Source organism: Gluconobacter roseus NBRC 3990 (assembly GCF_006538885.1).
GTDB classification, from domain to species: Bacteria; Pseudomonadota; Alphaproteobacteria; order Acetobacterales; family Acetobacteraceae; genus Gluconobacter; species Gluconobacter roseus.
Window position 1 is genome coordinate 171,303 of record NZ_BJLY01000002.1, and the last position, 18,840, is coordinate 190,142.

At 54.5% G+C, this 18,840-nt stretch carries 12 protein-coding genes and 3 pseudogenes; 5 read left to right on the forward strand and 10 right to left on the reverse strand.

Features of this window, described 5'->3' with window-relative positions; translation table 11 throughout:
* Positions 1-177: 177 nt before the first annotated feature.
* Positions 178-1,692: an MDR family MFS transporter gene (locus tag GRO01_RS04695; protein ID WP_062508847.1), complete on the forward strand. Its 1,515-nt coding sequence runs from the start codon at positions 178-180 to the stop codon at positions 1,690-1,692.
* 31 nt (positions 1,693-1,723) lie between these two features.
* Here GRO01_RS04695 and GRO01_RS04700 read toward each other — a convergent pair whose 3' ends face one another.
* Together GRO01_RS04700 and GRO01_RS04705 are read right to left on the reverse strand one after the other, a co-directional pair.
* The gene (locus tag GRO01_RS04700) at positions 1,724-3,319 is read right to left on the reverse strand and encodes a cisplatin damage response ATP-dependent DNA ligase (RefSeq protein ID WP_062508844.1); all 1,596 of its coding nucleotides are present in this window, start codon (positions 3,317-3,319) and stop codon (positions 1,724-1,726) included.
* Positions 3,316-4,338 (reverse strand): ligase-associated DNA damage response exonuclease, encoded by a 1,023-nt coding sequence (locus GRO01_RS04705; RefSeq protein WP_062508842.1) that lies wholly within the window; start codon positions 4,336-4,338, stop codon positions 3,316-3,318. Before GRO01_RS04705 ends, GRO01_RS04700 begins: the two co-directional genes overlap by 4 nt.
* Before the next feature lie 71 nt (positions 4,339-4,409).
* Here GRO01_RS04705 and GRO01_RS04710 point away from each other — a divergent pair, with 71 nt between their 5' ends.
* Both GRO01_RS04710 and pdeM read left to right on the forward strand, forming a co-directional pair.
* Positions 4,410-6,833, forward strand: coding sequence for a ligase-associated DNA damage response DEXH box helicase (locus GRO01_RS04710; RefSeq protein ID WP_083541337.1), 2,424 nt, complete (start codon positions 4,410-4,412; stop codon positions 6,831-6,833).
* Complete coding sequence (gene pdeM / locus GRO01_RS04715) at positions 6,830-7,495, forward strand: ligase-associated DNA damage response endonuclease PdeM (protein WP_062508838.1); 666 nt, start codon at positions 6,830-6,832, stop codon at positions 7,493-7,495. Before GRO01_RS04710 ends, pdeM begins: the two co-directional genes overlap by 4 nt.
* Positions 7,496-7,528: 33 nt before the next feature.
* On the opposite strand, the gene GRO01_RS13550 is transcribed toward pdeM, so the two are convergent.
* The 4 genes from GRO01_RS13550 to GRO01_RS04730 are packed head-to-tail and all read right to left on the reverse strand — an operon-like array spanning position 7,529 to position 11,764.
* Complete coding sequence (locus GRO01_RS13550; protein ID WP_231490225.1) at positions 7,529-8,134, reverse strand: TolC family protein; 606 nt, start codon at positions 8,132-8,134, stop codon at positions 7,529-7,531.
* A complete protein-coding gene (locus GRO01_RS13555; protein ID WP_231490223.1) occupies positions 8,082-8,984 on the reverse strand; it encodes a TolC family protein in 903 nt (300 codons plus the stop codon). Before GRO01_RS13555 ends, GRO01_RS13550 begins: the two co-directional genes overlap by 53 nt.
* Positions 8,981-10,159: an HlyD family secretion protein gene (locus GRO01_RS04725; RefSeq protein WP_062508836.1), complete on the reverse strand. Its 1,179-nt coding sequence runs from the start codon at positions 10,157-10,159 to the stop codon at positions 8,981-8,983. Before GRO01_RS04725 ends, GRO01_RS13555 begins: the two co-directional genes overlap by 4 nt.
* Before the next feature lie 51 nt (positions 10,160-10,210).
* Positions 10,211-11,764 (reverse strand): MFS transporter, encoded by a 1,554-nt coding sequence (locus GRO01_RS04730; RefSeq protein WP_062509049.1) that lies wholly within the window; start codon positions 11,762-11,764, stop codon positions 10,211-10,213.
* Positions 11,765-12,132: 368 nt separating this feature from the next.
* On the opposite strand from GRO01_RS04730, the gene GRO01_RS04735 reads away from it, so the two are divergent.
* Positions 12,133-13,911 (forward strand): PAS domain-containing protein, encoded by a 1,779-nt coding sequence (locus tag GRO01_RS04735; protein ID WP_244926368.1) that lies wholly within the window; start codon positions 12,133-12,135, stop codon positions 13,909-13,911.
* Positions 13,912-13,924: 13 nt separating this feature from the next.
* Here the strand turns inward: GRO01_RS04735 and GRO01_RS04740 are convergent, their stop codons facing one another.
* The 3 genes and pseudogenes from GRO01_RS04740 to GRO01_RS04750 all read right to left on the reverse strand — a co-directional run bounded on the left by GRO01_RS04740 (position 13,925) and on the right by GRO01_RS04750 (position 17,305).
* Positions 13,925-14,551, reverse strand: a complete 627-nt coding sequence (locus GRO01_RS04740; RefSeq protein WP_062508832.1) for an SOS response-associated peptidase — start codon at positions 14,549-14,551, stop codon at positions 13,925-13,927.
* Positions 14,552-14,732: 181 nt separating this feature from the next.
* Positions 14,733-15,885 (reverse strand): annotated as a pseudogene (gene glf, locus GRO01_RS13790) (UDP-galactopyranose mutase).
* Positions 15,886-15,940: 55 nt separating this feature from the next.
* Entirely contained in the window at positions 15,941-17,305 is a 1,365-nt protein-coding gene (locus tag GRO01_RS04750; RefSeq protein ID WP_083541336.1) for a discoidin domain-containing protein, read from the reverse strand.
* A 392-nt stretch (positions 17,306-17,697) separates the two neighbouring features.
* Between GRO01_RS04750 and GRO01_RS04760 the strand changes: the two are divergent.
* Positions 17,698-18,504 (forward strand): annotated as a pseudogene (locus GRO01_RS04760) (IS5 family transposase).
* On the opposite strand, the pseudogene GRO01_RS13795 reads toward GRO01_RS04760, so the two are convergent.
* A pseudogene (locus tag GRO01_RS13795) lies at positions 18,435-18,758 on the reverse strand (IS5/IS1182 family transposase); the annotation flags it as partial. The pseudogenes GRO01_RS04760 and GRO01_RS13795 sit on opposite strands and share 70 nt — an antisense overlap.
* Between the last annotated feature and the right edge of the window lie 82 nt (positions 18,759-18,840).

Here is an 18,840-nt window from a genome sequence, read left to right on the forward strand (position 1 = left end):
TCCCTCAAGCCTGTTCTAACGTAACGGAAGCGTGGTTCATCAATCCCTGCAGCTGTGTTGCGGTATCGCGAAGATAAAGAAGACAGGTTGCGATCTGACGACAGACCGTGCATCGGAACGCTCTATTTTTCGTTGGAAACAACGCAACCGGCGTCTTGATGATTATGGAACTTGTCTGTGCAATCTGCTTCGACTGAGAACGCGTCCGTCTACTCGTCCTCGACGCGCATCCGCGTTTTTGCGGGCCTTATCCTGACCATGATCATGGCGGCGCTTGATCAGAGCATCGTCTCAACGGCTCTTCCCACAGTCGTCAGTGATCTGGGAGGGCTGGCGCATATGTCCTGGGTGGTAACGGCGTTCATGCTGACCTCAACTATTGCCACGCCGCTCTACGGCAAACTGTCCGACATGTTCGGGCGGCGGCCTCTGCTCGGGTTCAGCATCGGGATGTTTCTGTTTGCCTCGCTTCTATGTGGCGTGGCCCAGAGCATGTGGCAGCTGATCCTGTTCCGGGGTCTTCAGGGTATCGGGGCAGGCGGCCTGATGACCCTGTCGCAGACGGTGATTGGTGACATGGTCACCCCGCAGCAGCGCGGAAAGTATCAGGGGCTTTTCACGGGCGCATTCGCCGTCAGCAGCGTGACGGGTCCTTTCCTCGGCGGTGTGCTGACCAGTGCCCTGTCATGGCGCTGGGTCTTTCTGGTCAATCTGCCGGTCGGGCTTTTTGCTTTTGCTCTGATCATGCTGAGCCTGCCCGGGGGCGGGGCGGAGAAGCGTCCCCGTATCGATTATCTGGGGGCGGGGCTGCTCAGTGTTGCGACGGCCGGATTCCTGCTTCTGTTCAACTCCATCGGGACGGCCCTGTCCTGGACGTCACCGCTGACCTTTCTTCTTCTGGCACTGAGTACGGCAGTTTTCCTGCTGTTTCTCTGGCAGGAGCGACGTGCTCCTGAACCTCTGGTCAGTCTGGGCCTGCTGCGGATTCCCGATTTTTCCGTCTGTGTGGCGGCGACGGGCATCATGTCATTTGCCATGATGGGCTCGATGATCTTCCTTCCGCTGTATTATCAGCTGGTGCTGGGAGAAACGCCTGCCACATCCGGCCTGATGATGCTTCCACAGGTCGGTACGATGATGATCAGCTCCATTGCAGGCGGTTATGTCTCGTCCAGAACGCAAAAGTACGAGCTTCTGCTGGTGCTTGGCGTCGGGATCGAGTTTCTGGCGCTGGCCATGATTGCGTTTTGTGCGCGGCATGGCGCGCCGGCATTCTCGTTCCTGCTCTGTCTTGGGGGGCTTGGCGTCGGAATGGGGATTGGCATGCCCAATGCCACGGTCATCATCCAGAATGCCGTGCCGGGTAACGCACTGGGCATTGCCACGGCGATGATGGCGTTCATCCGTTCGCTGGGAGGTTCGCTGGGCGTTGCGCTGTCGGGAGGCGTGATGGCACTGGCCCTGCGCAACAATCTTTATGCCCTGCCGGAAAAGATCGATGTCTCCGCCTTTCTGGAAAACGGCATGGCGGCGGTGCAGGCGCTTTCTCCTGCCATGCATGAGGAGGTGAGGGAGGCTTACAAGAAGTCGATCAGTGCCAGCCTGAATGTCAGCAGCAGCTTCATGTTTCTGGCATTTCTGCTGATCGTCGGATTGATGGTCAGAAAGAAAATGATCGTGGCGAAAGGATAGAGGGCTACGGTTCAGGAAGCGGTGCTCCGTTCTACAGAAACGCATGGATGAAGTCTTCGAGCGTATCGGCCTCCTCTGCGGGCTTGTCGGTCCGGATGCGGGCGACCCGTGGGAAACGGAGCGCCACACCGCTTTTATGGCGCTTGGAATACTGCGCGGCATCAAAAGCGATTTCGAGAACCAGCCCGTGCGCGACTTCCCGAACCGGGCCAAAACGCTTGGTTGTGTGGTCGCGGATCCATTTGTCCAGGAACTTGAGCTCCTCATCCGTAAAGCCTGAATAGGCCTTGCCGATCGGCACAAGCTCCCGCTTGTCGTCGACTGTGCGCCACAGGCCAAAGGTGTAGTCGGAATAGAAGCTGCTGCGTTTACCGTGACCGCGTTGCGCGTACATGACCACCGCATCAACGGTCAGAGGCTCGCGTTTCCATTTCCACCACGGACCGCGGGGACGACCGGGCAAATAGGGGCTGTCAGCTTTCTTGAGCATCAGCCCTTCAATACCTTCACTCCGCGCGCTGTCGCGGAGTTTGGCCAGATCTTCGAAGTTCCGGAACGCAATGAGATCGGACAGGACCATCCGCGGTGGATTGAGGCGTGCGAACCAGCTTTCCAGTCTTTGCCTTCTGATGTCGAAAGGCAGAGGCCTCAGATCCTCACCATCTTCAAACAGGATGTCATACAGTCTGATCCCGGCGGGCATGTCACGCAGCATGGAGGCCGTGGGCGATTTGCGGTTCAGTCTCTGCTGGAGATCGGCAAAGGATGCGACAACATCATCTCGCACCACCAGAAGCTCACCATCCAGAACGACCCTGCTGCCCAGATCCTGCATTGTGGCCAGCACGTCCGGAAAGGCCTTGCCGATATCCTCGGCCGTCCGGGTATAGACACGCTCACCCTGCGGGGCCGAGACAAGCTGGACGCGGATGCCGTCCCATTTCCATTCCGCCCGCCATTCGGCTGGATCGAATGCGGCAAGATCAACATTTTCCAGAGGCTGGGCCAGCATGGGGGGGCGGAAAACAGGCGCATCCTTCGCATCCGGTTTCGGGCCTTTCCCTTCAATCCACGCAAAAAGGGCACCATAGGGGGCCTTCAGTCCATGCCAGACTTCCTCGATGTCGTCGGGCGCTACGGAAGCCAGTTCGGCCAGTGCCGTTTTCGCCAGCCGGGCCGATGCGCCGACGCGAAGGGAGCCGGTGATGAGCTTGAGAAGCGCATAGCGTGATGAGGCATCGCAGGCATCGAGCCATCGTCTCAGAACATCTGGTACATCTGCCTTGGGCAGGCGATCCAGCGTATGCACGACCTCCGCCAGACCGGGGGCGGCCTCGCTCTGATGCGTCTCGCTTTCGGGCTGCCAGATCAATGCAACCGTTTCCGCAAGGTCTCCGACATAGTCATAAGACCAGGCAAAGAGTTCGGGATCGATCCGCTCCATCGCCAGGGCCCGGAGCATGGCCGGTTTGGCCGCCGCAAACGACAGGCTTCCGGCCATTGCCGCGAGAGCGTATCCCCGGTCCGGATCGGGCGCCATGGCGAAATACTCTTTCAGCAGAGCAAGCTTCATGTTTCGCGAAGGCGTAAAGGCCAGACGTTCCAGAAGGGTGGCAAACTCGATCATGCCACGGCGTCCTCTTCTGCCTGCTCATCGTCTTCTTCATAACCAATTAACCGAAGGGCGCGGCCACGGATTCCAAGTTTTCCCAAAGCATGGATCAGCGCTTCTTCACGGCCATGCGTCACCCAGATTTCCTTTGCTCCCGTCGCCTGACACGTATCCAGCAGGGCATCCCAGTCCGCATGATCGCTGATGACCATAGGAAGCTCCACCCCGCGCGCCTTCGCCCTTTGCCGGACATGCATCCAGCCGGACGCCAGACACACAACAGGATCCGGCAGGCGCCGCGCCCATCGGTCGGCTATGGCAGAAGGGGGCGCCAGCACAATGCCGCCGCGCATCTCGCCTTTCTTTGCCGCAGTGGCAGATTTCAGCTCTCCCAGCTGGATACCAAAACCCTCATACAGGCTGCACATCGGCAGGAGAGCGCCGTGAAGCCAGAGCGGCTCGTGATATCCCGCATTCCGAAGCAGTGCGATCAGGCGCTGGCATTTGCCGAGCGCGTAGCAGCCCACGACATGCGTCCGCTCCGGAAAGAGGCGGACGTCATGAAGCAGTTTTCCGATTTCATGCGCAGGATCGGGTAGCCGGAAGACAGGGAGACCGAAGGTCGCCTCCGTCACGAACAGATCGCAGGGGACGACTTCGAAAGGCGTGCAGGTCGGATCGGGAGCCCGCTTGTAATCGCCACTGACGACGGCGCGTTGTCCCTGATACTCCATGACGATTTGGGCGCTGCCCAGCACATGTCCCGCTGGCGCAAGCCAGAGCCTTACCGCGCCAACGGATATGACTTCTCCATATTCCAGAGCCTGCTGGTTTTCCCCGGCGCGATCCTCGCCCATGCGCAGGCGCATGATCGACAGGGTTTCCGGCGTGGCGGTGACGTGCTGATGGCCCGGTCTGGCATGATCGGAATGACCATGGGTAATGACGGCATGGGCCACCGGCTGAAGCGGGTCGATGTAGAATTCACCGGGGACACAGAAAAGGCCCTCCGGTTTCAGTTCAAGCCAGTCCACCCAAGTCTTCTCCGTCAACTCCTCGAGAACAGGAAAAGAACCCGCGAAACACGTATGCGTTCCTTGAAGAAATGAGCATCCATCTTCCCGAACCTTTCCAGTCCTGGTTTTTGCAACAGGGCTGGACCCCACGGCCTCATCAGCTGGCCATGCTGCAGGCGGCGGAAGACGGGGTTTCCGCACTTCTCATCGCGCCAACCGGCGGCGGAAAGACACTGGCAGGCTTCCTGCCCAGTCTCATCGAGCTGGCAAAAGGCTCTTATGCTGAAGGCGGGCTGCACACGATCTATGTCAGTCCCCTCAAAGCGCTTTCAACCAATATCGCAGAAAGCCTGTCCCGTCCGATCATGGAGATGGGCCTTCCCGTCCGCATTGAAGTCCGCAGCGGAGACACGTCCGCAGCCCGCCGGAAAAGACAGCAGAAAAATCCACCACATATTCTCCTGACGACGCCGGAAAGTCTGGCGCTGCTCCTGTCATACCCGGACGCTGCTGAATATTTTTCCACGCTCCGCGCCCTGATCATTGATGAAGTCCACGCGCTGGCCGGCACCAAGCGGGGCGATCAACTCGCCCTGTGTGCCAGCCGCCTGCGAACGTTTGCACCTGCAATGCGATGCAGTGGATTATCCGCAACGGTGGCGCACCCTTCCGCCATTGCGGCGTGGGTGTCTCCGACAGGGCATGCGTCAGGCGTGCGGATTGTCACGGCGGAAGACGGAGTGCGTCCCGACGTTCATGTGCTCCTGCCGGATCAGCGGGGGTATCTGCCCTGGGCGGGCCGGACCGGTCTGGGAAGCGCCACTGCAATCCTGACAGCGATTGCCGCCGCCCGCCTGACCATCGTCTTCGTCAACAGCCGGGCGCAGGCGGAACTGCTGTTTCAGGCCCTGTGGAAAGACAATACGGAAAACCTGCCGATCGGGCTGCATCATGGCAGTCTGGATACGACGAGACGGGCAAAGGTCGAAGAGGCCATGGCACAGGGCGCTCTGCGTGCGGTTGTCGCGACATCCTCGCTCGATCTGGGACTGGACTGGGGTGCGGTGGACCAGATCATTCAGGTGGGGGCGCCAAAGCAGATTTCCCGCCTGACACAGAGAATTGGCCGGGCCAACCACCGGATGGACGAGCCCTCGCGTGCGCTTCTCGCACCGGCCAACAGGTTTGAAGTGCTGGAATGTGAGGCTGCCAGAGAAGCGGTTCTCCGCCATGAGCTGGATGGTACCCCGCCGCGTGCAGGAACATTCGACGTGCTGGCCCAGCATGTTCTGGTCACGGCCTGTGCAGGCCCGTTCTTTCCGGACGCGCTCTACGAAGAAGTCCGGCGCACGGCACCTTACAGCCAGCTATCACGCACCGATTTTGACGACATCATCCGCTTTGTCGAAGACGGCGGCTATGCGTTGCAGGCCTATGACCGTCACCAGCGCCTTTTCCGGGATTCAGTGGGGCAGCTCTGGGTCCGCAATGAGCAGATCATCCGTCAGTTCCGGATGAATATCGGAACGATCGTCGATACGCCGCTGCTTCGCGTCAAATCTCGGCGCGGCAAGACATTCGGGGAAATCGACGAGTATTTCGCCTCGACGCTTGTCCCGGGAGACACGTTCCTGCTGGGCGGGGAACTGCTTGAATTTCTGGGAATGCAGGATACCACCGTGCAGGCCGCCCGGGGTCGCGGCAAGGACCCCCGAGTGCCGGTCTATGGCGGAAACCAGCTTTCCATTTCACCCGGTCTGGCCCGACATGTCCGGGAAATACTGCATGCGCCGTCATCCTGGGACGTTCTGCCACCATCCGTGCGGGACTGGCTGACCTTGCAGGCAAAGCGCTCCCGTCTGCCTGAACCGGATCAGCTTCTGGTCGAGACCTTCCCGCATCGTGGATGGCACTATCTGGTGGCATATACTTTCGAAGGGCGGAACGCGCATCAGACGCTTGGACTTCTGCTGACCAAAAGGCTGGAAGACACGGGAAAAGGACCACTGGGATTTGTGGCCAACGACTACATGGTGGCCTGCTGGTGTGTTCATCCGCCCGGTTCCATAACCGATCTGTTCAGCAGAACCCTGCTGGAAGGCGGTCTGACGGAATGGCTGGATGAAAGCTCAATGCTGCGGCGCACATTCCGGGACGTTGCCATCATTGCCGGGCTTGTGGAGCGGAATTATCCGGGACGGGAGAAAAACCGACGCCAGATGACGATCAGCAGCGATCTGCTTTATGACGTTCTGCGGAAATACGATCCCGATCATATTCTTCTGCGGGCTACACGTTTGCAGGCTGCTGAAGGCCTGACCGATCTGGCCCGCCTGTCAGACATGCTGGAGCGTATCCAGGGGCATATCGAACATGTCAGCCTTCCGCATGTCTCGCCGCTTGCGGTGCCCGTTCTGCTTGAACAGGGACGCGAGAAAATTCGCGGCGGGGAAGGTGAAGATTATCTTCTGGCGGAAGCGGACAGGCTTTATGAACTGGCGGCAACACCATGACATTTCGGGAAATCGAACTCGCAGACGAGCGGATATGGCTCCTTGCGGGCGGTGCCGTCTTCCTGCCTGAGACGCAGACGCTTGTAGTGGCGGATCTGCATCTGGGGAAGGGGACTTCCGCCCGGACACGCGGCCTCCTGCTTCCGCCCGGAGATACGGTTTCAACGCTGGAGAAGGTGCAGCGCCTCGTAAAGGATTATAAGCCCCAGCTTCTGATTGCGCTTGGAGACAGTTTTCATGATGTCAAAGCCGGAGAACGTCTCCTAAATATTGAAAAGACGATGCTCCGGACGATCGCCTCACAGACTTCCTTGCTGTGGATCACGGGCAATCACGACGCCCTTCCAGTTCCTGAGATCGCGGGTGAATGGCTTGAAGACTATCGTTCCGGCAATCTGATCCTGCGGCATATCCCGTCTGAAACAGTTCCCATGGGGAAAGCAGAACTCGCCGGGCATCTGCATCCAAAGATCAGAATGCGGATCAGAGGGCATGCCATGAGCCGCTCCTGCTTCGTGAAAGGGCCGGACCGTCTCATTCTGCCAGCGCTTGGGTCCTATACAGGCGGACTGGATGTTTCTGATCCTGCGTTCAGCGGCCTGTTTGCAGATGGATCATCAGCCTATGTCTGGGGCGCGGACCGGATCAGCCGGGTCGCCTGAGCTTAGCGCTGAAAATCCTGCAAACCGGCAGAGTCATGAATGGGACGCCGATGAAGGCGTTTCGGCATACTGCCATCCCCCACCCAGAGCGCGGTAAAGCGCCACAAGCGTCGTTTCCGTCCGCGTCTGACTGATGGAAAGGGCAGACTGGCTGGAAAGCAGGGCCGCCTCTGTTGCCACGACGTTCAGATAATCAGTGGCCCCTTGCTGGTAGCGTTCACGCGCGGCGTTGAAGGCAGCCCTGTTCTGGAAGAAAGACTGCTCCGTCAGGCTGTGCGTGGACTGTGCCTTGGCATAGGCCGTCATGGCGTCATCGACTTCACGCCAGGCATTCAGAACTGTATTGCGCCAGGTCAGCACGGCTTCACGTTGCGCCGCCTTGCGGAACTGAAGTGTTGAAATCAGCCGCCCACCCTCGAAAACCGGAACATTCAGTGTGGGACCAACGCTGAACTGCTTTGCGGGCAGGGAAAAGAAATCGGCAGCGGAAAAGGACTCCGTGCCCATGTTCCCGGCGAGCGTGATGTCCGGATAAAAAGCCGCCGTGGCCACACCGACTTCGGCAGTCGCGGCATGCAGCCGAGCTTCAGCCTGAAGCACGTCCGGGCGGCGACGGGTCAGTTCTGACGGCAGCCCCACGGGAACGCTGGCGGGAAGGGGGGGGCTGAATGGAAGCAGGTCCCAGTTCGGCTTCGAGGGCGCGGGGCGGCTCTGCCAGCAATAGGCCGATAGCGTTGATAAGAGCCGCTTCCGAGTTTTCCAGACCGGGCAGATCCGCGCTCATGCTCGCAAGCTGTGCAGCAGCCTGTGAGACATCCAGATTTGTGGCGACGCCATTGGCAAAGCGGTCCTGCACCAGCTTCAGGCTCGTCCGGGCAAGAGCAATGTTTGAGCGAAGAATGGCCTGCTGCTGCTGGATACCACGGAGCTGCATGTAGCTTGTCGCCAGGTCGCTGACAGCTGCGAGGGCCGTGGCGCGACGCGCGGCAAGGGTCGCTGTCTCATTCGCCCGCTGGGCCTCGACACTGCGGCGGATGGTGCCGAACAGATCCAGGTCCCAGCTGGTGCTCAGGACGTTTTCATACAGATTGAAGTTCATGCTCGAACCGGGACGCGGTTCGGCAAGGGAAAAAATGCCCTGCTTGCTGAGCTGCCGATAGGCGTAGGAGCCGGACCAGTTGGCTTGCGGGAGGCCCGCGGATGCAGCCACCTTCATCTGCGAACGGGCTTCGCTGATACGTTCGGCGCCGATCTGCAAATCGAGGTTCTGCTGTCCGAGCCGACTGACAAGGCTGCTCAGTTCGGGATCATGGAAGCTTTGCCACCACTGCGTATCGACAGCCCCCGCATAGGTCTGACTTCCGCTGGAAGGCTCGGGTCCCCAACTGGCGGGAGCGTTCATGGTCGGGCGATGGAAATTCGGTCCCATGGCACAGGCCGAGAGCACCAGACTTCCGGTCAGCAATGCGGAAACAGACCGGGATTTCATGGTGTAACGACCGGGGTGGAAGATGGTGGCGGCGCCGTCACACTCGTGGGGCTCTGAAGCTGTTCGGCCGTGACATTATCAAGATTGGTATCGACGGTAGTTTCCACGGAGAAACCAAGCCGCAGCAGACGTGCGAGCGACTGATTCGGTGCAAGAATGATCTTGACCGGCAGACGCTGGACGATCTTGGTGAAGTTTCCGGTCGCATTCTCCGGTGCAATCGGGGCAAAGACGGCGCCCGAGGCTGGCGGAATGCTGTCCACGATCCCGTTCAGGGTCATGTCATAGGCGTCCACGTGAATTTTGACGGGCTGGCCGGGGCGCATGTGATGCAGGGCAAGTTCGCGGTAATTGGCGCGGATCCAGATCTGGTCGAGTGGGACGAGCGCCATCAGCGCGGCACCCGGAGCAACGTAGTTTCCGGTCTGGACGCTGCGTTCACCGATCATGCCGTCTTCCAGTGCGCGGACCTTGGTATAGGACAGGTTCAGTTCGGCCTGATGAACATGGGCGCGATCCATCTCCACCGTCGCCTGCGCGGATTTGTGACGGGCCTGAAGGATGGGGATCTGGGCGCGGGCAGCCGCAATACGCGCTTCAAGGGACTGGAGCGTGGCCTCCATCTCGCGCAAATTGGCCGTGGACTGCTGATGTTCCTGCGTGGAGCCGGCGCCCGTACGGGCCAGATTGGTATAGCGTTGGTCGTTCTGACGGGCGAAAACGAGCTGGGCCCGAATGCGGGCGGCTTCCCCGATATTCTCATCAATGATCGAAGGCTGCCGTATCACGCTGGCGGCAGCGTCCTGCACGAGCGCCTCATCCCGGACGAGCGTCGCACGGCTCTGGTCCAGTGTGGTCTGGTAATCATGAGGATCCAGCTCGACGAGCACCTGTCCGGCCCGCACAGGCTGATTGTCCGTCACGTCCACGGCAATGACCTGTCCAGCGATACGGGGGGCGACGACGGTGTAATGCGCCGTGACATAGGCGTCATCAGTCCAGACATGGCGGTTGGGCACGAAAATAATGGCCAGAACGACGACAACAAAGATCAGGACGATCAAGCCGCCGCCGATGAACAGCCAGCGGGTGATGGTACGGTGCTTTTGGTCCTGCTTCTTTTTCTTCTCCTCTTCCTGGGGGTTTGGGGAAGATTTGTCGTTCTGATCCGCCATTCTGCGGCAATTCCTTTCTTTCCCTGCCGCCTGGCGGGAAGGCTTCTGAAGTTATTTCGACTGAAACACGATACGGGGGGGATAGGTTCGAACCGGAAGTACGCAGACCCAGATCATCAGAAACACGACGAGGCTGCCGAGCACGACCCAGTCATCGCTGAAGGTCAGGGTTGTGGTCTGTCGGGTCATCTGGGCATGCAAAGCGGTCATGCTGCCGGGATAAGCAGGCTGGCCGGAGGGTGTGAGAGGAGCAGGACGTTGCAGAACAGGGTTGTTTCCCTGCACCAGGCTGTAGCGGACCTGACCAAGACGATCGGCAATCCGGTCTGAATGAAGCGAGCCGCGTTCACGATGCATGAGCTGGAGCAGCCAGATCCCGACAGCTTCCGCGACGGCACGCGGCGTATTGACCATGGCCGAAGCAAAAGGTCCTTCCGAAGCATCAAGCGTGTTTGTGGACATCATCAGCAAAGGCATGACGATCATAGCGTCCCCAATGCCCTGCAACCCCTGCCACAGATAGAACTGATCACGGTTCCAGTTGGAGGTGAGGAAGAAATCACCGATGCACGCGGTCAGGATGCAGGTCATGCCGATGAAGCTGACAATGCGGCAATCAACCCAGGTCTTGTTCAGCACGACCGCCATCAGGGGCAGCATCACCAGTTGGAGACCCGCGATCTCGAGCGTGACAGGATAGATCTGCTCCGGACGGTAACCCGCGGCGGATTGCAGAAAGGACGCTGGCAGAGTGGAAGACGACAGGGAAATGACGACGAAGGTCAGTAGAGTGCTGGCTCCATAGGCGAAGTTACGACGGCCAAGGAGCTGGAACTTGAACAGGGGAAGGGGGTGGAACCACTCGTTCAGGACAAAAAGCGGGATGCAGACAAGGCTCATCAACCCCAGAACACAGATGAAGGGACTGTTGAACCAGTCCATCCAGTCGCCCATCTGGAGCATGATCGAGAAAGAACCCATTCCAAAGACGATCAGCAGGAAGCCCTTCCAGTCAAACTTCCAGAACCGCTCATGCTTCGGCGGATCAACCGGCATGCCATACCACAGCAGCAGGAAGGACAGGGTACAGAGCGGGATCGACTGCCAGAAGACGAACCGCCAGTCCACGAGATCAGTCCACAATCCGGCGAATGTCATGCTGAGATTGGGAAAGAACGTGGCAGTCAGGGAATAGGCCGCCAGACCATAAAGCCGTATGGGCGGGGCGAGGACACGCAGGGCGATCGTCATCAGGAGAGGAACGGTAAAGCCACCGGCCAGCCCCTGAAAGACACGCAGGATATACAGCAGGGACAGGGTCGAGGTGAACGGAATAAGGCTGGACGCCAGAACTGCAAGGATTGCCACGAAAAATGAAAACCGGCGCAGGGTCAGGGTCACGGCAAGCCATGGTGACACCGACATTCCGATGATTTCGGCCGTCACATAGAGGCTCGAAAACCAGCGCTGGGAGTCCATGCTGAGCCCCAGGGCGCCGGCAATGTCCGGCAGTGCCTGGGCAGAAACCTGCTCGTTCATTTCTGTGGCAAAGGAAAGGGTAATGATCCCTGCAAGCCCGAACAGGGATCTTTGCTGGCCTGTCATATAGAAGTCGGAAAAGAGAACAGCATCATTTTGCCGAGTATGCGGACAGGGCAGACGAACCTTCAACCTTATTCGCAGACAAATGGCATAAGGAAAATTTTAGAATCGGAAAAATAATCCCGAGTCGACGACTGCGCGTTAGCACCGCCCCTGTTAGTGAAAATGGCGACTGTATCGGCTTTGCTTACGCCAGCATATTTATATTGCAGCGAGTGTGGACAGGAAATGGAAATGAAGTGTCTTTCAGGGGCGGTTCTCTGATTGAAAACGCTCTGTATTGCATTGTATCGGGCCTGATTTTTGCAGGACCTTAATATTTACCCAAAAATTTCCTTTAGTTTCATTGATGTTAATGGCCGGTTCGTGACATGAACAGAGTTCAAATTGCTTCAACCTCGCTGGCGTGCATCATGAACACCCAAGATAAAAATTCTGAGAACTTGCCGTTTTCTCAGGCATCAGCGAGGCAACCCTCCAGTGAAGATCTGGAAGCCCTGGGCGATCTGGAGCCCCGTCACTGGGCTCAGGCGGCCATCAGCGATCCGACATTGGAAAACAGGAGCAACGTCTTCTTCGCAGCGGTCGAAATGACCAGAATGCCCATGATTCTGGCGGACCCAAGGTTGCCTGACTGTCCCATTGTTTTTGCCAACAACGCCTTTCTGGATTTGACCGGATATGAGGCCAGTGAAGTCGTGGGACGGAACTGTCGCTTTCTGCAGGGGGCGGGAACCGATCCTAATGATGTCCGGCAATTGAGAGAGGCGATTGCTGATCGCAAACCGGTTGCTCTGGAAATCCTCAATTACCGGCGGAACGGAAAACCTTTCTGGAATGCTGTGTTCATGGGCCCTGTTTTTGATGAACATGGCGAGCTCATTTACTTCTTTGCCAGCCAGCTTGACGTTTCAAAGCGCCGAGAGAGTGAGATGGCCCTCCGGCAGGGGCAGAAAATGGAGGCCATAGGGCAGCTTACAGCCGGACTTGCGCATGATTTCAATAACCTGCTGCAGATCCTGAATAACAGTCTGCAGCGGATGAAAGAAAAACGCCTGGATCATCAGGCCTTTGACCGACAGCACATGATTGCCGAGCAGGCGGCAGATCGTGGCGCAAAGCTCACGCGCCAGCTGCTGTCCTTCGCACGCCGGAACAGACTTGATCCGACCGAAAACAATCTGAGCAGTCTCATCAATTCCTTCAGGGAGCTGATCGAGACATCTGCCGGAAGTCAGATTGCCTTATATCTTAATCTGCAGCTCAGGCTGCCGAACGTCAGGTTGGACGCGAATTACTTCGAAATGGCCCTGCTGAACGTGATTTCCAACGCACGGGCTGCTTCCTCGGCAGGCGATTCCATTACGATCAGGACAAAACTGATTCATCTGAACGGAGACGCAGAAGCACGTCGTCTCAAGCCGGGTGATTATGTCATTGTGACCGTCATGGACGAAGGGCAGGGCATGCCTCGGCATATTGTCCAGCGGGCCACGGAGCCGTTTTTCACGACAAAACCATCAGGGCAGGGAACCGGGCTGGGGCTGGCGATGGTGCAGGGGTTTGTCCAGCAGTCGGGGGGACGTCTGGAGATTGAAAGCGAGCCCGAGCGTGGCACAAGCATCAGTATGATTTTTCCGGTCCATACACCGAAGGAGCGTGCCGAACCTGCTGCAGGCCATACAGGCTACAAAGCCCATCCCGTTGCAGAACTTCCGAATTCTCCACGTATTCTGGTTGTGGAGGACAATTCTGATATCGCCCAGTTTGCTGCGGAATCCCTTATGGAAACCGGATATCAGGTCTCCATCGCTCAGAATGCCGTAGAAGCACTGGATGTTTTCGAAAAGGCGCTTTCCAAAGAACAGCCTTTCAATGCTGTCTTTTCTGACGTCATTATGCCGGGCGGCCCCAATGGTCTGGTGCTCGCGGAGAAAATCACGGTATTGAGTCCAGACACGCCCGTCATTCTGACGACAGGCTACAACGACGAAATGTCTCTGAATGCTCCGGAGAACAACAGTTTTGAGGTTTTGGGAAAACCCTATCAACGATCAGAACTGATAGACCGGATTCAGGCTGCTCTCAGTCATGGTTCGCGAAAAGGCCAAAACCGTCGTACATCCGATTTCGGTCACGCAGAAGAATAAGGAACGTTTCTTTTTAGAGCACCTCAAGTGCACCGTCCGCCAATGGCCTCTGCAGTTCCAGCGCAACTGGAGTTGGGGCGGTCAGCCAGGTCTCGATTTCTTCACGGTTCTGGAGAATGACTGGCATGGCTTTGGGATGATAAGGCGCTACAACGCCATTGGCCTCGGTTGTGAGGAAACCAAACAGATCCGCTGTCACTTCTCCTTCCTTCAGTTTCCGCACGGATGTCCATGAAGTCCAGATCCCTGCAAAAAATCTCAACGGTCTGGTTTCATCCGCTGCAAACCATATAGGACGAAATGATCCGTCTTTCTGGCGTGACTGTTCAGAAAAAGCCGTGAACGGCACGACACAACGATGGGAGACGCCAAGCCAGCGCCGCCAGTGCGGAGATGCCGTATTGCGGATGTTTGTAATACCCCGATCGACCTTCCGGCCCTTCAAGGCAAACGCAGGAGACGGCATGCCCCATCGGGCCAGAACGAGTTCTCTGCCATGCTTGCCGTTACGAACGATCGGTGCTGCATAGTCCGGATAGATATCCGGCATTGGCGGAAGGTTACCCGTATGATCGCTAAGAACCTGCGCAATGGCTCGGATTTCATCTTGGGAAGACGTCTGGGTATACAAGTTGCACATTGTGACTCTCCTGCATTGTGAGTTTCAAACCCTGCAAAAAAGATAAAATGCCATCTGTGTAATCCAGACACATCTAACAATTAAGATATCATGCAGTTCTCCAAGGAAGACAGTGTGGACACACTGCCTTCCTCTATCACAACTATTTTTCACAATTGTGATCGTAGATGCAAAAATTTAATTACTCAGGATCGACAAAAAAAGCTGGAAGTGTGAAATTGTCTTCTTGCAACGCCTTATCAATCACATCGCATGCTTCCAAGGCCTCTTTAATAGTAACATCCATATCTAGATAGCGATATGTCCCTAGTCGTCCCATGAACGATATATTCTTTTTCGTTCGCGCTAGAGTAATATAATCTTCAAGCATCTTCTTTTCATTGACGAGGCGAATAGGATAGTAGGGAATATCATTCTCGCCTGCCAAACGACTATATTCACGAAAGCAGACTGTCTTGGAAAAGTTCTCTTGCTCCCAGGGAGCAAAATGCTTGTGTTCTGAAATGCGAGTATAGGGTACTTCTTCGTCACAATAATTAATAACTGCAGTACCTTGGTGATCGCCGTCATCTACAAAGCGTTCAAAATCTAAGGTCCGATATCCTAGGCGACCAAGACGAAATTCGAAATATCGGTCAATAGGCCCAGTATAAAAAATGTGTTGGAAATTTTCTTTCAGGTCTTCAAAAGAGCATCCCAGCCGTACGTCAATTCCTTTAACATTAAGTATATTCTTTATTATGTCAGTATACCCATTTTTTGGCATCCCTTGATATTTATGGTTAAAGTAATTGTCATCATAATTAAAGCGCAAGGGTAAACGCTTGAGAATGGATGCAGGAAGCTGTGTGGGCTCTAGCCCCCCATTGCTTGCGTGTATAACCGTAGAAAAATGCACGATAGAGATCTTCACCAATCATACTCAAAGCCTGCTCCTCGAAAGATCGAGGATTGTGCAGGGATTTATCAGCTTTCTTTTCAATGAAAGCTCGTGCCTCTTTCGGCCCCATTGTCGTGCCGAAAAACTGATTAATGGTCAGAAGATTAACGGGAAGAGTGTAGACATGTGCGCGTGATATAGCCTTCACACGGTTCACATAGGGAATGAAAGTCCCAAATTTTTGTATGTAAGTCCATGTTCGTTCATCCGATGTATGGAAAATATGAGGCCCATATTTATGCACCATCACGCCGGTTTCAGAATCACGTTCTGTATAACAGTTCCCGCCGATATGAGGGCGCTCATCTACAACTACGACTTCATGGCCAGATTCAGCTAAATGCCGAGCAATGACAGCACCGCTAAATCCAGCGCCCACAACACAGAAGGTCATATACTTCTCCAAACTCAATACAAGCTACCATCAAGGAAAATACGCTTCCTTTCGGCTATTCAAAAACCTCAAAGGAAGTCAAGTGTATTGCTGATTCCCCAGGGAGCGTCATTTTGATAAAACGTGTTGTATAATATTCATCTAAATCAACTACAAACCCAATATCTTCTCCTCTATAAATAGGCTGATCATCATTTTTTGAATAAATTTCATTCCAATTTAATCCATCATCAGAAATAGAAATGATAAACCGATTCATTCTTTCGTATAAATAGTGACGAGGATATATCAATATGGTTTTTATTCGCTCTGAACTCTCAAGATCCACCTGCCACCATGGATTTTCTTCAATCGCAGTATGATTCCACATCGTACTATGATTGAAGGCTTCCGTTACAAGTCTTGCATCTTTGTCTAATTCTTTTTCCATAGACCATTCTGATACGGAGGATTGGAGAGCTGGCTTTGCAAATGCAATATTTTTGCGCGGCATCGATTGAATCCACCGCCGCTTCAAAGCTAACTGCCAGAAGCTATCAACTTTTTGCGGCGATTTCAGTTTCAATATTGCTTCAGATAATAGAGGAATGGAAATTTCAGAAGGAAATGTTTCGAGATTTTTTGATAAATCAGAATCCGGATCAAATATCTCCGAAACATTCAGGACTTCTAGAGCCTTTTTTAAAAAATCTTTACCTAAAACAGGGTGAATTATTGAATTTGGAATATTGGATATTCCACTATAGATATAATTATGAGGTCTAAACTTATATCTCGACATGTCGTAAAGATCATTCAGATTTATAACTTTAAAGCCGCCTGTTGAATATACATAACTAGATATGAAGGCCTCACAATAAGGCCACGAATAACTGGCAGTATCAGAGTCATACATACTTTTTATTCTCAGTCTCTCCTCGTATAATTTAAGTATAAGTTTTCTGGATAGCATAACAAATGGAAACAACATTTGCTTTACTTCTCCATAATAGCAATCAATAGTTTTCTGCGGCCAGTCATTTTCCTTTGGATCAAATATTTGTCCAACTAAATCTATATCTTTTTCCACAACACCTTTTATTAGTTCTTCGAGATTGATATTTAGAGAGCAATCATTTTCTATTAAAAAAAAGTATTTTACCTTTGGAAGACTCCTTACCAAATAATAAAATACAAAATCAGCATCAAACCATAAATTTGGTTCATGTCCTGATTTAGGCTTTAATCCCAAAGAAGCCGGGTCATTAGTATGCGAAATTTTATTGAAATTTCCGACATCGATTGTTTTGTTGGTTTCGTCGCAGGTTACAAAAAATTGATACCCTAGAGATTGCCCATATAGCTTTCGCGCAAGGTATTCTGTGTCCTCATTCCAGTAATGAGTACGGTAAATGACTGCAACTTCTTCATTTTTCGACATATTTAATTTCCTTTAAATTATGTTTTTCTAAATTATATAACATCAAATCAGGTTTTGAAAGGTTCTTTGGCTCGCACATCCTTACCTTTAATCAAGGATTAAAAAATGATATTTTCAAAGATGTATATAAGATTCACACAAAAAAGCTCGATTTAGATTCCTTATAAGAACTGAATTTGAGCGCCTATTTAGAACTCAGGAGTAAGCATTTCTGTACATGAGATTGGCCCTCATGGCGACGAAGATCATGGCCTGTGACAAGTCGACGTAGCGCTTGTAAGCCCATACGAGCAGCCCTAAAGGCTCATCTATTCGAAAGTCCTCTCGGCTAGGCTCAGGCCCCATTGATATGGGCGGTCGGATGAGATTCAGGCTCAGTGAGGAGACTGAAGATGAGTGAGCTGTACTGGCTGACGGACGAACAGATGGATCGTCTACGGCCCTTTTTCCCGAAGAGCCATGGCAAACCTGGTGTTGATGACCGTCGTGTATTGAGTGGGATCATTTTCGTGAACAAAAAATGGTCTGCGTTGGCGTGATGCACCCTGCAAATACGGTCCACGCAAGACGCTCTACAACCGCTGGAAGCGCTGGAGTGCTCTGGGGGTATTCATCCGCATGATGGAGGGACTGGATACCGACAAGGTAGAGCTTCAGACGATCATGATTGATGCGACCTCTCTCAAGGCACATCGCACAGCTTCGAGCCTGCGGTTAAAAAAGGGGCTCCAGGCCGTCTGATCGGGCGCACCAAAGGCGCGATGAATACGAAGCTGCATGTCGTCACCCACCGGAGCGGACGTCCGTTCGACTTCTTCATGACAGCAGGCCAGATCAGTAATTACACCGGTGCGGCTGCCCTTCTAAAGGGTCTCCCCTCAGCCGAATGAATGCTGGCAGACCGGGGCTATGATGCTGACTGGTTCAGGGAGGCCTTGGAGGAAAAAGGGATCACATCCTGTATTCCGGGCCGGAAATCCCGAGGGAAACCCATAAAATACGACAAGCGGAAATACAAAAGACGCAACCGTATCGAGATCATGTTCGGGAGACTCAAGGACTGGAGACGGGTCGCAACACGCTATGACAGATGCCCCACCGTATTCTTCATTCTTCTCGGCAATCTGCCTCGCCGCAGCACTTCGAAACTTATTGCTCCGTCGCGGCGGCGGGTGATCTCCACGCTGAAATCCAGGTGAACCGCCTTGTTCATAAACTTCAGGCAGTCATAGGCGCCATCAGCGAACAGATGCTTGCTCATGCTCCCGGTCGAGCATCAGTTCAACATCATGAACGGTTTGGAACAGGAACCGTCGCGTCAGTTGCTGAACCAGCCATAGACCATGCGTCAGTACCCGAAGTAGATAGGCAATACGCACCCGCCGCAGCCTGACACAACAAGAAAGCGCATCGCGTTGATTACCTTACGAAATTCGTCCTTCCATGGGCGGCCACGCCAATCGAGGGCTTAGGTCGTGTTGACAAAAGATCTGATCCAGAGCCTTGCGGCGGCGAGGTTGAGGAAACTCCTGAAT